General features: G+C 41.5%; 17 protein-coding genes, 3 pseudogenes and 1 riboswitch. Of the genes and pseudogenes, 19 read left to right on the top strand and 1 reads right to left on the bottom strand.

Annotated features, from left to right (window positions below):
- Positions 1–20 precede the first annotated feature (20 nt).
- The 8 genes from dsrJ (at position 21) to ACYQ3Q_RS11875 (ending at position 5,710) form a co-directional block, all read left to right on the top strand.
- Positions 21–431, top strand: coding sequence for a sulfate reduction electron transfer complex DsrMKJOP subunit DsrJ (dsrJ, locus tag ACYQ3Q_RS11840; protein WP_459928751.1), 411 nt, complete (start codon positions 21–23; stop codon positions 429–431).
- A gap of 322 nt (positions 432–753) precedes the next feature.
- A complete protein-coding gene (locus tag ACYQ3Q_RS11845; RefSeq protein WP_459928752.1) occupies positions 754–2,367 on the top strand; it encodes an HD domain-containing phosphohydrolase in 1,614 nt (537 codons plus the stop codon).
- Positions 2,368–2,387: 20 nt separating this feature from the next.
- The gene (locus ACYQ3Q_RS11850) at positions 2,388–3,068 is read left to right on the top strand and encodes a GGDEF domain-containing protein (protein ID WP_459928753.1); all 681 of its coding nucleotides are present in this window, start codon (positions 2,388–2,390) and stop codon (positions 3,066–3,068) included.
- A gap of 278 nt (positions 3,069–3,346) precedes the next feature.
- Positions 3,347–3,787, top strand: a complete 441-nt coding sequence (locus tag ACYQ3Q_RS11855) for a hypothetical protein (protein WP_459928754.1) — start codon at positions 3,347–3,349, stop codon at positions 3,785–3,787.
- 173 nt (positions 3,788–3,960) lie between these two features.
- Positions 3,961–4,407 carry a hypothetical protein gene (locus ACYQ3Q_RS11860; protein ID WP_459928755.1) on the top strand — a complete coding sequence of 149 codons (447 nt, stop codon included), beginning with the start codon at positions 3,961–3,963 and terminating at the stop codon, positions 4,405–4,407.
- 93 nt (positions 4,408–4,500) lie between these two features.
- Positions 4,501–4,761: a CopZ family metallochaperone gene (locus ACYQ3Q_RS11865; RefSeq protein WP_459928756.1), complete on the top strand. Its 261-nt coding sequence runs from the start codon at positions 4,501–4,503 to the stop codon at positions 4,759–4,761.
- A 373-nt stretch (positions 4,762–5,134) separates the two neighbouring features.
- The gene (locus tag ACYQ3Q_RS11870) at positions 5,135–5,356 is read left to right on the top strand and encodes an SHOCT domain-containing protein (protein ID WP_459928757.1); all 222 of its coding nucleotides are present in this window, start codon (positions 5,135–5,137) and stop codon (positions 5,354–5,356) included.
- A 75-nt stretch (positions 5,357–5,431) separates the two neighbouring features.
- Complete coding sequence (locus ACYQ3Q_RS11875; RefSeq protein WP_459928758.1) at positions 5,432–5,710, top strand: SHOCT domain-containing protein; 279 nt, start codon at positions 5,432–5,434, stop codon at positions 5,708–5,710.
- Between the two features lie 21 nt (positions 5,711–5,731).
- Here ACYQ3Q_RS11875 and ACYQ3Q_RS11880 read toward each other — a convergent pair.
- A pseudogene (locus tag ACYQ3Q_RS11880) lies at positions 5,732–6,058 on the bottom strand (sensor histidine kinase); the annotation flags it as partial.
- A 127-nt stretch (positions 6,059–6,185) separates the two neighbouring features.
- Between ACYQ3Q_RS11880 and ACYQ3Q_RS11885 the strand changes: the two are divergent.
- The 11 genes and pseudogenes from ACYQ3Q_RS11885 (at position 6,186) to ACYQ3Q_RS11935 (ending at position 14,088) form a co-directional block, all read left to right on the top strand.
- On the top strand, positions 6,186–6,437 hold the full coding sequence (locus tag ACYQ3Q_RS11885) for a sigma 54-interacting transcriptional regulator (RefSeq protein ID WP_459928759.1): 252 nt from the start codon (positions 6,186–6,188) through the stop codon (positions 6,435–6,437).
- 75 nt (positions 6,438–6,512) lie between these two features.
- Positions 6,513–6,620, top strand: a pseudogene (locus ACYQ3Q_RS11890) (winged helix-turn-helix domain-containing protein); the annotation flags it as partial.
- A gap of 35 nt (positions 6,621–6,655) precedes the next feature.
- On the top strand, positions 6,656–8,050 hold the full coding sequence (locus ACYQ3Q_RS11895; protein ID WP_459929032.1) for a sensor histidine kinase: 1,395 nt from the start codon (positions 6,656–6,658) through the stop codon (positions 8,048–8,050).
- Between the two features lie 182 nt (positions 8,051–8,232).
- Positions 8,233–8,416, top strand: a riboswitch (cobalamin riboswitch).
- A gap of 272 nt (positions 8,417–8,688) precedes the next feature.
- Entirely contained in the window at positions 8,689–8,979 is a 291-nt protein-coding gene (locus ACYQ3Q_RS11900) for a cob(I)yrinic acid a,c-diamide adenosyltransferase (RefSeq protein ID WP_459928760.1), read from the top strand.
- 23 nt (positions 8,980–9,002) lie between these two features.
- Complete coding sequence (locus ACYQ3Q_RS11905) at positions 9,003–9,218, top strand: cob(I)yrinic acid a,c-diamide adenosyltransferase (RefSeq protein WP_459928761.1); 216 nt, start codon at positions 9,003–9,005, stop codon at positions 9,216–9,218.
- Between the two features lie 52 nt (positions 9,219–9,270).
- A pseudogene (locus ACYQ3Q_RS11910) lies at positions 9,271–10,043 on the top strand (energy-coupling factor ABC transporter permease).
- Entirely contained in the window at positions 10,040–10,327 is a 288-nt protein-coding gene (locus ACYQ3Q_RS11915) for an energy-coupling factor ABC transporter substrate-binding protein (protein ID WP_459928762.1), read from the top strand. The pseudogene ACYQ3Q_RS11910 and the gene ACYQ3Q_RS11915 overlap by 4 nt, the downstream one beginning before the upstream one ends.
- Entirely contained in the window at positions 10,324–11,094 is a 771-nt protein-coding gene (cbiQ, locus tag ACYQ3Q_RS11920) for a cobalt ECF transporter T component CbiQ (protein ID WP_459928763.1), read from the top strand. Before ACYQ3Q_RS11915 ends, cbiQ begins: the two co-directional genes overlap by 4 nt.
- 5 nt (positions 11,095–11,099) lie before the next feature.
- Positions 11,100–11,951, top strand: coding sequence for an energy-coupling factor ABC transporter ATP-binding protein (locus tag ACYQ3Q_RS11925; RefSeq protein WP_459928764.1), 852 nt, complete (start codon positions 11,100–11,102; stop codon positions 11,949–11,951).
- 251 nt (positions 11,952–12,202) lie between these two features.
- Positions 12,203–12,943: a precorrin-6A/cobalt-precorrin-6A reductase gene (locus ACYQ3Q_RS11930; protein ID WP_459928765.1), complete on the top strand. Its 741-nt coding sequence runs from the start codon at positions 12,203–12,205 to the stop codon at positions 12,941–12,943.
- Positions 12,944–13,317: 374 nt separating this feature from the next.
- On the top strand, positions 13,318–14,088 hold the full coding sequence (locus ACYQ3Q_RS11935) for a helix-turn-helix domain-containing protein (protein WP_459928766.1): 771 nt from the start codon (positions 13,318–13,320) through the stop codon (positions 14,086–14,088).
- The last annotated feature ends 20 nt before the right edge of the window (positions 14,089–14,108 follow it).

The raw sequence follows: 14,108 nt of genomic DNA on the forward strand, positions 1-14,108 counted from the left end.
CAAAAGAAGGGTGATGGATAATGTACAAGGGAGGAAAAATAATTGCGTCACTGGTTGTCTTTGTTGCTTTAATGAGCTTACCGTTCTTCTATAATTTTGGGAAATCGAACACGGGACCTGTGATAAATCTTAATACTCCCGCTATACAGAAACTAGCGGTTAAGGAATGTGTCGAGCCTGTGGAATGGATGAGGGCCAATCATATGAAACTTCTGAACCAATGGAGAGAGGAAGCCGTGCGCAATGGCAAAACGGAATATATTAATAGTCAAGGAAAGTCATTCGAAAATAATCTTAAAACGTGTGTGAATTGTCATTATGATCCGGCTTCAAAAGAGTCTGATCAATTCTGTGTTTCATGCCATACTCATACAGCCGTAAATTCGAACTGTTGGAGTTGCCATATTTGGCCAAAGGAGTCCACAAAATGAGAATATACAGAAGGCGGTTTATAAGAAGGAACGTCAACTAGCTGGTAGGGGGTGGGGAACTTGCTTGAAAGAGATATTCGTGACACTGGGTGTATACCTCACATAAGAGAAACTACTCTTTTCTGTTAGAGCCACGTTCATAGGAAATTCACAATTGTGTAGTATTATTAGGGAGTTTAGCTAGCATAGCGACTCTCCTTATATCTTTTTTAGACAAATTAATATTATTTTCACAACTTCGAACCGGATTAGCTGTTATACTAAGGCTATGTCATTGGGAACCATTGGTATTATAAATCCATCAAGGGGAAAGGATAACATAATGATGAAGCTTTTCCCTACTCGGCCAAGAGGGGATTTTTTCTTAATAAGAAAGTTAATACGCCAGAACTTGGTTTATCTGATAGTCATTTTCCTTTTGTTAGTAGGTTTCGGAATATCATTATACATAGGGACGAGGCAGGTCTATGAAGAGGAAGCGCAATGGAGAAGTCAAAAAACCATGGCAGAAGTTACTTCGGGAAAAACGATCATAAGCAATTATTTTTCTGATCTTCAGAGGGACTTAGACTTTGTCTTAACGTTACCTGATCTAGAATCATACTTTGCCCAAGAGTTTGATACGCTAAAAAAAAGTGAAGTAGAGAAAGTGCTGGCGGATTTTCTAGAGGGTAAACAATCGTACCAGATGACGATCACAAATCTGTCTGGAGCAGAGATGTTAAAGGTAGAAAGCGAAACGTTAAGAGCACTATCTTGGCCTAATGGCTTAAGTAATCGTGAGATACATAACGAACTTTTTGAAAAAGCTGTTGCCTTGGAGAAAGGGCAGATAGCGTTTTCTCCAATTTATTTCGCGGCAGAAATAGAAGGGACTGACACTACGAAGCGAGTATTAATGACACTAGCTTTGCCTTTATTCGATGACAGCGCGGTGAAAAAAGGAGTCTCGTTCATCGATCTTGATTTAATCAATATTTTTGAGATACTCGCCAACATCCAATTGTTTATTCATACGGATGATGGTACAGATATTTTCTTCGATCAGAAGGTGGGAACGCTTGATATCAAAAACCTTGGTTATGCCTTTACGGGTAACTCTGGATGGTACCCCATTACTGATCTGGAAATGATCCATTATGTCAGGGTTAAGATCTTTGCTGAACAACCGTTTATCATTGCCGCATATCATCAATATCCTTTATTGAAAGTGACCTTAGGTAAACTAATTTACCTGTTCGGAGCCTTGTTTCTGTTATTTTTCAGCTTAGTTGTGTTCAGCGTCCTAACGAATTTTTCAGTCTTAAAAAAGACGATTAACACACAAAAAGCTATTGTCTTTTCACTGGCCACTTTGGCAGAGGGGCGTGATCCAGAGACAGGGAAGCATTTAGAAAGATCAAGAGATTATGCCGTGATCTTAGCCCGACAATTAAGCACACATAAAAAGTTTAAAAAGGTTATTACTCGTGACTTTTTAGACAATCTTTATTACTCGGCAACGTTGCACGATATTGGTAAGGTAGCTATACCCGACGCTATCTTATTGAAAAATGGCAAATTGACGGATGTAGAGTTCGATGAAATGAAGCAACACGTACTTACTGGTCAAAATGTACTCAGAGAGACGATTGAAAAATACCATTTAACGGAGTCTTTTCTCGAAATGGGGATGAATATATGCGCATATCATCACGAAAAATTTAACGGTAAAGGATACCCCGAGGGACTAGCGGGGGAGGAGATTCCTTTGGAGGCAAGGATTTTCGCCCTCTGCGATGCGTATGACGCAATTCGATCTAAGAGATCTTATAAAGAAGGACTCTCCCATTTAGAAGCGATGAAGAGAATTGTAGCGGATAAAAACCAGCATTTTGATCCGAATGTGGTAGATGCTTTCTTAGATTGTGAAAAGAAACTTTTAGCGATCACTTAAGAAGGGGGAGTTTTTTCCTAATGAGTAAATTATGGTTGCTAATAGCTATGGTATTTACGGGGATAATTTATGCAGTTGTACTCTTGTATGTCATGCCAATGTCACAGTCCAATAACCTTCTTTTGCATTGCATCCTATTGGGAGTTTTGTTTGGAGTAGTGAATTTTATTGTGGCTGTTCTTTATTATAGAAGGCATGATAAACTAACAAGCTTAAACCAGCAGTTGAAGTCTAGCCTAATGACGGATAGTCTAACGGGACTCCTAAACCGAAGGGCTTTTGATCAGGCAATTAAAGATGTTGACGATCGTAGTTTCTATTCCCTTATATTTCTCGATATTGACAACTTTAGGGATTTTAACAATCGCTTTGGCCATGATATAGGCGATAATGTACTCAGAAAGGTAGGAGAGACCATTAAAGCCTGTGTCCGCGCAAGCGACCGTGTTTATAGATATGGTGGAGAGGAAATAACTCTAATCCTAATGGATTGTGATAAAAAGAACGCCTTAAGAATGGCCGAAAAAATTAGGTCGGAAATAAGTCAACTTGATCATCAGGCATATCCCCAGATAACTGTTTCTTTGGGCGTTTCGAGTTATCCTGACGATGGTCTATTGATTAATGACCTTATTCTTGCTTCAGATAAAGCGCTTTTAAAGGCTAAACAAAGCGGAAAGAATTGTACCATATCCTGCTAATATGTAGTCTTTAGAGGAAAGGGTTTAGCTCATTGTTTAGCCTAAGCTGAATAATGAGTTTTCAGATATGTAAAAAGGAGGTGCCTGCTTATAGAAAACATGAGTTAATTTTGTACTATTAAGCCCGAGGACAATTCTTTGCACTTCTTGTCCTCGGGTAGCTGCTCATATCGTGGTTTGTAATATGAGAGTCCTTATCCTACGGTTTGAGCTTGTTTGATTCATTGAAGAACAGAAAGTTATTATTAACTGTGAGTAAAAGAGTAGGAGATGAAATAATGAATAAGAAAATCAAATCGATTGTGTTTGTAGCTCTGATTTCTATTGCCACCTTAAGTCTAGCAGGTTGCGGTGGTCAATCCAAAGATATGATGAACACCAGCAATATGACCCAATATATGACGAGTAATCCCACTGAAATGATGAATGTTTTAAGTTCACCGGATTCTCGCCAGTCCATGGTAAAAATAATGGGGTCGTCACAAATGATGCCTGTGATGGTTGATATGATGAAAGATAGCAATGTACAAAAGAATATGATGGGTATAATGGGGAGTGACCAAAATCAAGCTAATATGGTAGGTATTATGTCGGATCCATCCATGTATAAGCCTATGGTACAAATCATGTCCGATCCTAAAATGAAAGCGACATTCTCAGCTATGCTTAAAGATCCAGCTTTACAACCCTTGGTTAAGGAAGCCTTAGCTGCAAAATAAATTTCATAAAGTCTTCTCATGAAGGAAGGACCCTGAAGTATAAAATCAGGGTCCTTCCTTCATGAGAAATTCACAACTTTTTCATGAGATAATCGAAACCTTGGGTTACACTTAGGACATGGAAGATCCGCAAAGCGGTAGAACATAGGAATAAAAATTTGGAGGAATATACAATGTGGAAATTTAACAAAAAAATTACAGCAATTCTAGGAACCGCAACACTGGCGATGGGGCTTGTAGCATTACCTGCTATAGCTGGAACAACCGAGCAACAAGGGAACGGTTGGGTTGGTCAGATGCAAGGCTTTATGACGCAAACGTTTTCACCCGAGCAGCACCAAGAGCTTATGAATTCGAACGAAATGCAAAACCTACACAATTCACAGGGTATGCAGGATGCTATGCAAACAGGGGATGTTAAGGCAATGCAAGATCTCATGAATTCAGACCCGAATGTTAAGGCCCTAATGGGACAAGATAATCTTGATCAGATGAACCAATTTATGAGTCAATCTGGAGGAAACATGATGACCAATGGAATGGGTGCTAACAGTTCAGGAAGTTTGATGATGAACGGAACTGGGACAGCAAAAGCAGGTAGTAATATGATGAATTTTTAAGACTCGTGATTGGATGTGTGCTGCTCAAACGTTGCCTCAATTGAACAAGAAGTCTAAAGAGTATCACTAAGTATTAAAAAGGAGCGATGTAAAATGGGTTGCTGTGGACATTCGAAGAAAGACAATTCTGGGGGAAATACCTTGAGTCCCCAAGATGGCATTGTAATAAAAATTGAGGGAATGACATGTGGACATTGCAAAGGTTCAGTGGAGAAGGCGTTATTGAAAGTTCCTGGAGTTACTCGAGCAGAAGTCGATTTAGCTCAGAAACAGGCAGTGGTTATCGGAACCGCAGACCGGACATCGCTTGCAAAGGCTATTGATGAGGCTGGTTACAGGGTTATTAACAATTAATAAGTTTGTTATGCTTAGAGGAGAGCACTACTCTTTTGAGGGGATTCAGACATCGTATAACTGGAAGTGAGTTATTAAGTTAATGAAATTTCGGCCAAGAGTCTAAGGGGAATTGATTTCATTAGTCAATTTAAAGTGCTGAGGATAGTCCTCAGCACTTTTTGTGGATGATTCTTTAGAATGCCTGACAGATTAGAAATGGGCAGTTTCGGGTTTATGCAGTGCGATCATATAGGGCAAATTAAGTGGTAAATAATGTGCATCTTCATGAGAAATTCATAACTTTTTCATAATTAAATCGTATCTAAGAGTTACACTAAGGATATGGAAGAACAGCATTGGTCATCAAATAATTAAAAGGGGGATAGTTATAATGATGATTGGTTTAGTCCTATTAATATTTATTGCGTATTACATGTTTAGTTCATCTAATGCTGGAGGGTCATGCTGCGAGGGCCATCAATCTCAGTCGTACACCTCACTGGATATATTGAGTGAACGATATGCACGCGGTGAAATTCAGAGAGAGGAATACCTCGAGAGGAAACAAGAACTGTCGGGGAAAAAGCAGCAAATATCCATTAAGAAAGGATAAATAGCGTGAACTTTATGAATGAAAAGAGATTATCTAAGGTTGTATTTTATCAAATAGTTTTAAGGAGGAATTTATATGATGGGTGGCTGGGGTAATATGATGGGTAGTTGGGGTTATGGTGGTTATGGAAGCGGCGTCTATGGAATGATGGGGATGGCGGGGATAGGAATGCACCTCATCTTCGGGATGGGGGTTATTATATTGGCTCTCTATTTATTTCGTCGTAAGACCTCGCACGTTCATGCAGGAGGACTAGGTGAGTATAGTGGAATGGATATTCTGCGAGAACGATATGCGCGTGGCGAGATAGATTCTGCTGAGTATCAGAGCAGGAAACAGGATTTAGAAAAATGAGTAGAAAAAGTGGCCGTGGATTTACTCCACAGCCACTTTTATTTCTTTCGGAAGCTTGACGATGAACTCAGTTTCATGCCCGACTTTACTCTGTACGGTGATCGTGCCTTGATGGAGGTCCGTAATCTCGCGAACCAGCGCTAGACCAATTCCAGTTCCCCCTGTCTCACGAGTGCGGGATTTGTCTGCACGGTAAAAACGCTCAAATATTAAAGGAAGATCGTCTTCAGAGATGCCCATCCCGGTATTTCTAATTCTAATTTGACAATAATCGGGTGTTTGTGCAAGGGCGACGTTAATTTGACCGCCTGGGTTAGAGTACCGATAGGCATTATGCACCAGATTATATCCCCCCGCACTTGGATTAAACTTGTAGCCGATACCGTAAACCGTCAAAATAAGTTGCGGGTCGCTAGGAGTCGTTTCAAGCTTTTGTGAGGCTTAAAGAGCAGTATCCAGATTAAATGATTATTTGATGAAACCTTTTGATATTGAAGAACTGCTTATCACGGTCTTTAAGGCCTTTGAAGTAGAAAGACTACGTGAGCAGGTAGACTATCTTAAAGGGGAGGTCCAAAGTAATGGCTGGCAAATGGTTGTGGACAGTGAAGCAATGCAAAAGGTTAGGCACTTAGTGGAGCGAGTCGCTCTCACGCCAGCTACGGTACTTATTCAAGGGGAATCGGGTACGGGGAAGGAATTGGTAGCCAATGCGATACAACCTTAAGAAAAAATTGTGAAGACATTGAGCTAGTTCCTTTCAGTATAAATTTTGAAATATATCTGATTGTTCTTAGGTTGCACCCACATCAATCGCTTAAGATCTAAGCTTGAAAATCAGCTTGGTTATGAGGACTTTATCCAAACGGTTAGAGGGGTGGGTTACAAATTCGAATTAAGTGGTCAATAAGAAATAGCTTAGTAAACAAGCTTTGGTTGGCAATTGTGCTTATAGTACTAGGGGTTTTTCTATTTTTAGTAGTGATACAAGCACAACAGATTAAATCTGTCATCTATGATCAACACGCCCAGCTTTTCATCAATGAGGCGGAAGAGGTCGTCTTAATTTTTAATAAGTATGAAGATACAGAGAGCATCGCTATCGACAAAAGGTTGGAGATCTTAGCTAAGGTATTAAGTGCTAAAACTGCAATCCTGGATACAGATGGAAACATCTTGTATGGTCAACCGGCCAATGATCAGTCGCCGAGCAATTTGCTTTTAGAGCCTGGTTTTAAAGAGAGAGTCCTCGGTGGTGAAAATGTTGTATTCTCCGGTAAGATCAGGGGAATCAGTGAAGAGATGTTTCTTGTGGCTGTTCCTTTAAAAAAGGATAAGCAGATTATTGGGTTGGTGGTTATTTTCAGTCCTCTAGAAAGCATGAAGCATCATGTTAACAACATTTGGGGAATTGCTCTGATAGGAACGTTGATCGGGATCTTTTTAGCGACCGTGTTAAGTATGCTTGTATCCCGAAAGATGATAAGGCCCCTTGAAAAAATGGAAGAAACTGCACGCCGTATTGCAGAAGGTGAGTTTGGCAGGCAAATTGAGGTTACCTCCGATGATGAAGTAGGGCGGCTTGCGCGCTCGTTTAATCGCATGTCAAGTCAGCTTAGCGAAAAAATTGAGGCTATCGAGAGAATTGATCGTTTAAGGCAGGAACTACTATCTGATGTTTCACATGAGTTGCGCACGCCCTTAACGGTTATCCAGGGCTTTTCGGAGGCAGTGTTGGATGGGCTAGTTAAGTCAAAGGAACAGGAGCAACTCTATCTGAATAACATTATTGACGAATCCCAGCGTCTCAGACGCCTAGTCGATGAGTTACTCGACTTAAAAGGAATGGAAGCCACTAAAACCTTTGATGAAATGGAATATGTAATCATGAATAAACTTGTTCAAATTACCGTTGAGCGCTTAAAACATATGGCCAATTCTAAAGAAATTAATTTAACGCTAATTGCGCCAGAGCAAACTATTATCGTACGGGGAAACATTGATCGCCTTAAACAGGTTCTTACGAATTTATTGGACAATGCTATTAACCATTCAGAAGTGGGTGGTGAAGTAAGTGTAACGTTGGGTATGAAGAATAGGCATGCTTTTATAGCCGTAAAAAATGCCGGACTTGGCATTCCCCGGGAAGAACTGTCAAATATTTGGGAAAGGTTTTACAAGGTCGATAAATCTAGATCGAGGCGTGGAACCGGCACGGGCTTAGGACTTTCTATTGTTAAAAAAATAATTGAAATGCATGACGGAAAAGTATCAGTTGAAAGTGAACCCGATCATGGAGCAGTTTTCACCATTTACTTGCCAGCTGCTGAACAAGCATAATTTAAGTTTAACTCAACGATGTTATAAACAAAAAGAAAGGGTTGTGGAAGAAAGCCTCGATCAAGTTATTGCAGATGTTCAAAAGAACACTAATCCCAATGCAAAATCTGGGGCTGCCGTGGTGATGGATGTAAATTCACGACACTTGACGATGTATCGCTTTTGTGATACATTTAATTTGCAAATTTAATAGATGAGCAAGGGATTTTTCTTAACCGAAAAATCATAACAGGGAAGCCGGTTTAAATCCGGCGCGGTCCCGCCACTGTAAAGGGGAGTTTGTGCCACATCCACTGAGGAAACTTGGGAAGGAGGCACTAAACGAGGAACCTGAGCCAGGAGACCTGATTGCTCATATGCTTTACTCACGATGGATGGGTGGCAGGAATTATTTAATTCAGCCCTTCATGTTTTGGAGGGCTTTATATATTTTTATGGGTACAAATTTGGTTTCCCGAGGGAAACTGACCTAAGGGTAAAAGTCTTGTTCAAGCGGGATCTGCTTTCAAAAATGCGAATGCGACTTGAAAGCGGAAGAGAACGCGCCGTCCGAGACAACCGATTCATTGCTGTCTTTATGATTAGTGATGTGAGGTTGTCTCTTTATTTTTTTAGTGAGAGTGGAGGGAGAAATAAGCATGCAACAAGGGCTCATCCATATTTATACTGGTGCAGGGAAAGGGAAGACGACAGCGGCAGTCGGGTTGGGAATCAGGGCGTATGGGCAGGGACTTAAGGTCCTCATGGTTCAATTTTTAAAGGGATGGGCCACGGGAGAAATGAAAGTCATCGCTAGTTTAGGACCGTGCTTTCAGCTCTTTCAATACAAAGAGAATGACAAATTCACTTGGGGAATGGCAGATGAAGAAATGGAAGGAATAAAAGGAGAAATGCGGATTGGACTAAACCTACTATTGAGGCTGTCCTGAGCGGTGAATGGGATTTGATTATCATGGACGAGATTATGGCCGCTGTGAATAGCGGGTTTCTGCCTCTGGAGGAAGTAGTCGAGATAGTTAAGATCAAGCCGCAAAAATTGGAACTCGTTCTGACAGGGCGAGATGCCCCATCAAAGCTGATCGAGTTAGCTGATTACGTCTCGGAAATAACTGCCCGCAAGCATCCCCTGGAAAAAGGTATAATGGCGCGAGAGGGAATAGAGTATTAGGTTGTCTCTTTATATTTAATGAAAGAGGTCGATGATGATACGTATCTTCATAATGATAAAACAGATCAGTTTATTAATAGCCTACGTTTTGGCTATCTATATCGTCTTTCCTGATAATGCTTATGGCATGCATATCATGGAAGGATTCTTACCTTTCAATTGGGCCGCCTTCTGGTGGCTGGCCATGATTCCGTTTGTTATCGCTGGAGTACGTTCCATTAAGAAAACAGTAACACTCCACCCCAGTTTAAAAATGTTGCTCGGTATGGCCGGAGCTTTTGCGTTTGTTTTGTCAGCTTTGAAAATTCTGTCCGTAACGGGTAGTTGTTCGCACCCGACAGGAGTAGGTCTAGGTACCATACTATTCGGACCTACTGCGATGACCGTCTTGGGAATGATTGTCTTAATCTTTCAGGCACTTCTACTCGCTCATGGCGGAATAACGACCCTAGGGGCAAACACGTTTTCTATGGGAATTGTTGGCCCTTTTGTCTCTTACGGTATTTATAAAGGCTCCAAGAAACTGAAACTCCCCTATGGCTATCTGTGTTCATGTCAGCTACAATAGGTGATCTGATGACTTACATTACAACATCCTTCCAACTGGGGCTAGCATTTCCCGCAGCTTCGGGCGGAGTAATGGCTTCCGTACTAAAATTCATGAGCATTTTTGCGTTCACTCAAGTCCCCTTAGCCATAAGCGAAGGTATCCTCACCGTTATGGTCATTAATATCCTTAGTGCTTACAATCAAAAAGAGTTGGGATTTTTAGGCGTATTTACTGGGAAAGAATTACCCACCAGAAAACAGGGGGTGAAGGCATGAAACTGATGACTAAGAATGGGCTTTTACTAGTTCTGGTTGTTGTACTGTCTTTTGCTCCGCTTTTTATAGCGCGCGATGCGAAATTTGCCGGAGCTGATGATAAAGCATCAACAGCGATCAGTACGTTCAACCCCAATTATCAACCTTGGTTTAAACCCTTGTGGGAACCACCGAGCGGAGAAGTTGCATCGTTCTTGTTTGCCTTGCAGGCCGCGCTGGGAAGCGGTTTCGTCTTTTATTATATCGGGTATTCGAAAGGAAATAGAAAGAGAGATCAGACGTGATTGACATAGATAGTTACGCCTATAGCAATAATCTAAAAGCCGTTCACCCTTCGGAAAAGTCTCTTTTTGCCATGATGACCATGGTAATGTGTCTAACGGCTCCCACGGTCATTACCCCTCTGATTGTCTTAGCTTTAATGGCCGCGGGGATAGTCATCAAAGCAGGCATCCCCGCCCAAGTTTTTGTCAAGCTGATGCTTGTTCCGCTTTCGTTTCTCCTGATCAGCGTTTTAACGATTGCTTTTTCAGTCTCGTCCAATCCTTCGGGATTTTGGCTAGCTCAAACCATGTATGGTCTAACAGTAGGTATACACTACCCAGATCTGATCACAGCAGTTCATCTCTTTCTTAGATCGCTCGGAGCAGTTTCTTGTCTTTACTTTCTGGCCCTAACCACTCCAATGACGGAGCTCATTACCGTACTCAATAAAATGAGGGTTCCTGTGATTATCACCGAATTGATGGTGCTCATTTATCGTTTTATCTTTGTCTTTATGGAAACAGCCACCACGATTCGTCGGGCCCAGCTTTCTCGTTCAGGCTATGTCTCTATGAAAAGTTCTTATCGTTCGTTGAGTCGGCTCTTTTCAGCTCTGTTAGGGAAAGTTTTTGTGAAATCCCAAGAACTTTACAATGCCCTGGCTGCGCGGTGTTACTCTGGAGAGATTAAGGTACTTACCGAGAAACGTCCTGTTAGCCCCAAAAATTATCTTATTATCACTGGATTGGAGATTCCTTTAATCTTATTGAATTTATTTTGGAGGTAATACGTTTGTCAGAACTCATACTTGAAGCCGTTGATTTGGATTATTCTTATCCAGATGGCACAAAGGCATTGCGAAATATGAATTTGCATGTTCAAAAGGGAGAAAAACTAGCCATTCTGGGATCGAACGGAGCTGGAAAATCCACTTTATTTATGCAATTTAACGGGATTTATCGTCCTAATTCAGGTTCTATAAAGTACCAAGGACAAGATATTTCCTATAAAAACAAGGCCCTGATCGAATTACGCAAGAAGGTGGGAATTGTCTTTCAAGATCCGGATAGTCAGTTGTTTTCTGCTAGTGTGTATCAGGATATCTCGTTTGGTCCTCTCAATCTGGGACTTGCGGAAGAAGAAGTGAAAGAGAGAGTTAAACAAGCCCTGACAGATACGGAAACCACAGACCTTGAAGACAAGCCAACTCATTTATTAAGTTACGGTCAGAAAAAGCGTGTTTCTATCGCGGGCGTTCTGGCGATGGAACCAGAGGTAATTATTTTTGATGAACCAACCGCCGGGCTGGATCCTCGTCACTCCCAGGAGTTCATGCAGCTTCTGGAAAGGTTGAGTATTGAGGGTAAAATGATTATCCTATCGACTCATGATGTCGATTTAGCCTATTCCTGGTCCAACAGGTTAGTTATTATGTCTAGTGGAGAAATCATTGCTCAAGGAGCACCTGGTGAACTATTCCTGCGTCCTGAACTTATTGAACGTGCTGATTTGGCCCTTCCTTGGCTGATAGAAATGCATTGTGGGTTGGTGGAAAAAGGTTGGTTACCGCCCTCTACTCCTTTGCCGAAAACAAGGGAAGATTTGTTGAGGAGCATTCCGGCAAAGAACGATACATTGGATTAAACTTGACAAGAGGAAATAAAAATGAAGAACAGAACTATACACATGGCCATTCTGATAATGAAATACCAAAAAATGGCGATCACTCCCATACTCATGAACACGAATTTATAATTCATGTACACCAACGTACTCCCGACATTTACCATAGACATGTACATTGAAATATACAAAGTTGTCTTATATCCCATACACATGAGGATTGTCTATTAGAGTTACACTTGTTGTAATAAAGGCTATGGAGGCTAACAAAAATGATCATACTTTTAGGAGAAACGGCGGCGGCGCGTGAGATTAGTAAATGCCTCGATAGTAGAGGGCTGGAGTTTATGCGTTTGCAAACCTGGACAGAAAAGACCTGTTTGAAGGTGCCTTCATTAATCCTTGATGCCAGCCCTCCTTCCAGCAGTGCAAAGTTGGCCCCTTTACGCCAATGGTGTGAGCAACAGGGCATTCCTTATCTTAGGCTTGAAAGACCAGAGACTGTCATTCCAGACAGCTTATTAATATATCCTGTTTGTACTTGGGAGGAAGCTTTGCTCCAGTTAGAACAGCGAGTCGGTGCAATGCATAAAGCGAAAGGACGAATAGTGACGATTTTCGTGACGACGGGAAGCCACCAAATGGAGAGCATCGTACAAGCTACCTTTGCTCGCTATGCTCGTTTAGTTGTTAGGGTTCTTCCAGAAGGACGCTTAGTCCAAAAATGTCAAGATATGGGCATTTCGCCAAGGGATATAGTAGCAATGCAAGGGCAATTTTCGAAAGACATCAACAAGGCGCTATTTAAATTCTATGGAGCAGATATTCTATTAACCAGAGATAGTGGGTCTGCCGGTGGGACAGATACGAAAATCTCGGCAGCCTTAGAGTTGGGGATCGAGACAGTCCTTGTGAAAAGAAGCAAGACGAAAGCTGGTTTGACTGTGAATAATGTTAAAGAATTACTGGATTGGGTGGATACAAATAACTCGAAATGGATTCCTAACGCCTAAGGTTCAAACGTCGGAGGATTTTTAGGCTATGGATAATGATACTCCTTGGTGTAATCCCTGCCATTCCTCATGAGGTTACCCAAGGCTTGGACTGCAAGTCCTGTCATGAAAGCGGGGCCAATGGTGCAAAGATATCAAAGCATCTAGACCGGCCAAACTGTACCAGCTGTCATAAAATCAAGCAGTAAGTTAAGACTGATAGGCCTTCCACCGAAGAGGGATAAGAGCAAATAGTGGTACGGCCCTATCACTGATCGTGATAGGGCTATACACGTTTATTTGATTTATGCTATATTAAATGAGATATTCTTTTTAAGGGGCCAATTAATTATCACGAAAAAGGTTTATTCTGATTAAAATAAGGCGGATGAAATATGGCTTTGGGAACAACGATCCGGGATTTTCGCAAACAAAGAGGGTTCACACTTCAAGTGCTTTCAGATCAGTTGGGAGTCTCTTGTTCGTTTTTGAGTGCAGTTGAGCGAGGGGTAAAGAAACCATCGGTAGCAATGGTTAAGAAACTTTCCGACGTCCTAAATATTTCTCCCACCTATCTTTTTGGGATTAGTACGGAAAAGGTCTGCGGTGAAAAAATAAGCTTTATTCGCAGGGGACGAAGCTTAACGATTGAAGAACTCAGTGAACTTTCGGGAATTTCGCCAGAGCGCATTCAGGCCTATGAAGAGGGGATCGAGGAACCTGACTTAGAGACGTTAGATCGTTTGGGTGAGGCCTTGAGTGTCACAGTGCGATATTTTTTGGAGAAATCGGCAGATGCGCTTTCGATGGGGGAACGTGTGCGTCGTGAACGGGAAAAACAAGGGCTTACTGGAGTTGCTTTGGCAGATCGAGCTGAAATAACTCCTGCAATGGTTAGTCAGATTGAGAATAATCAGGCCGAGCCATCCTTAGATACATTGGAAAATGTAGCTAAGGCTTTAGGAGTATCGGTTTGTTATTTTCTCTTAGAACAAGAAGATGTGGATAACCTAGTCGCCTCGTTAAATACCGATGTTTTGTCTCTCTTGGGAGATCCAAGGGTACAATCAGTCCTTCGGGCAGTTAGGGATTTGGGAGCAGGAGATTTAAAATTTATTCTTAATTTTATTCAGTTCTATAAACGGAATCGATCACTTTTGGATTAAGCACTTTCTCTAATCCGCTC

The organism is Desulfosporosinus burensis, from assembly GCF_054657535.1.

Coding starts and splice junctions, on each gene's coding strand:
- dsrJ (WP_459928751.1), top strand. CDS start 21: ATGTACAAGGGAGGAAAAATAATTGCGTCACTGGTTGTCTTTGTTGCT.
- ACYQ3Q_RS11845 (WP_459928752.1), top strand. CDS start 754: ATGATGAAGCTTTTCCCTACTCGGCCAAGAGGGGATTTTTTCTTAATA.
- ACYQ3Q_RS11850 (WP_459928753.1), top strand. CDS start 2,388: ATGAGTAAATTATGGTTGCTAATAGCTATGGTATTTACGGGGATAATT.
- ACYQ3Q_RS11855 (WP_459928754.1), top strand. CDS start 3,347: ATGAATAAGAAAATCAAATCGATTGTGTTTGTAGCTCTGATTTCTATT.
- ACYQ3Q_RS11860 (WP_459928755.1), top strand. CDS start 3,961: ATGTGGAAATTTAACAAAAAAATTACAGCAATTCTAGGAACCGCAACA.
- ACYQ3Q_RS11865 (WP_459928756.1), top strand. CDS start 4,501: ATGGGTTGCTGTGGACATTCGAAGAAAGACAATTCTGGGGGAAATACC.
- ACYQ3Q_RS11870 (WP_459928757.1), top strand. CDS start 5,135: ATGATGATTGGTTTAGTCCTATTAATATTTATTGCGTATTACATGTTT.
- ACYQ3Q_RS11875 (WP_459928758.1), top strand. CDS start 5,432: ATGATGGGTGGCTGGGGTAATATGATGGGTAGTTGGGGTTATGGTGGT.
- ACYQ3Q_RS11885 (WP_459928759.1), top strand. CDS start 6,186: ATGAAACCTTTTGATATTGAAGAACTGCTTATCACGGTCTTTAAGGCC.
- ACYQ3Q_RS11900 (WP_459928760.1), top strand. CDS start 8,689: ATGCAACAAGGGCTCATCCATATTTATACTGGTGCAGGGAAAGGGAAG.
- ACYQ3Q_RS11905 (WP_459928761.1), top strand. CDS start 9,003: ATGGACGAGATTATGGCCGCTGTGAATAGCGGGTTTCTGCCTCTGGAG.
- ACYQ3Q_RS11915 (WP_459928762.1), top strand. CDS start 10,040: ATGAAACTGATGACTAAGAATGGGCTTTTACTAGTTCTGGTTGTTGTA.
- ACYQ3Q_RS11930 (WP_459928765.1), top strand. CDS start 12,203: ATGATCATACTTTTAGGAGAAACGGCGGCGGCGCGTGAGATTAGTAAA.
- ACYQ3Q_RS11935 (WP_459928766.1), top strand. CDS start 13,318: ATGGCTTTGGGAACAACGATCCGGGATTTTCGCAAACAAAGAGGGTTC.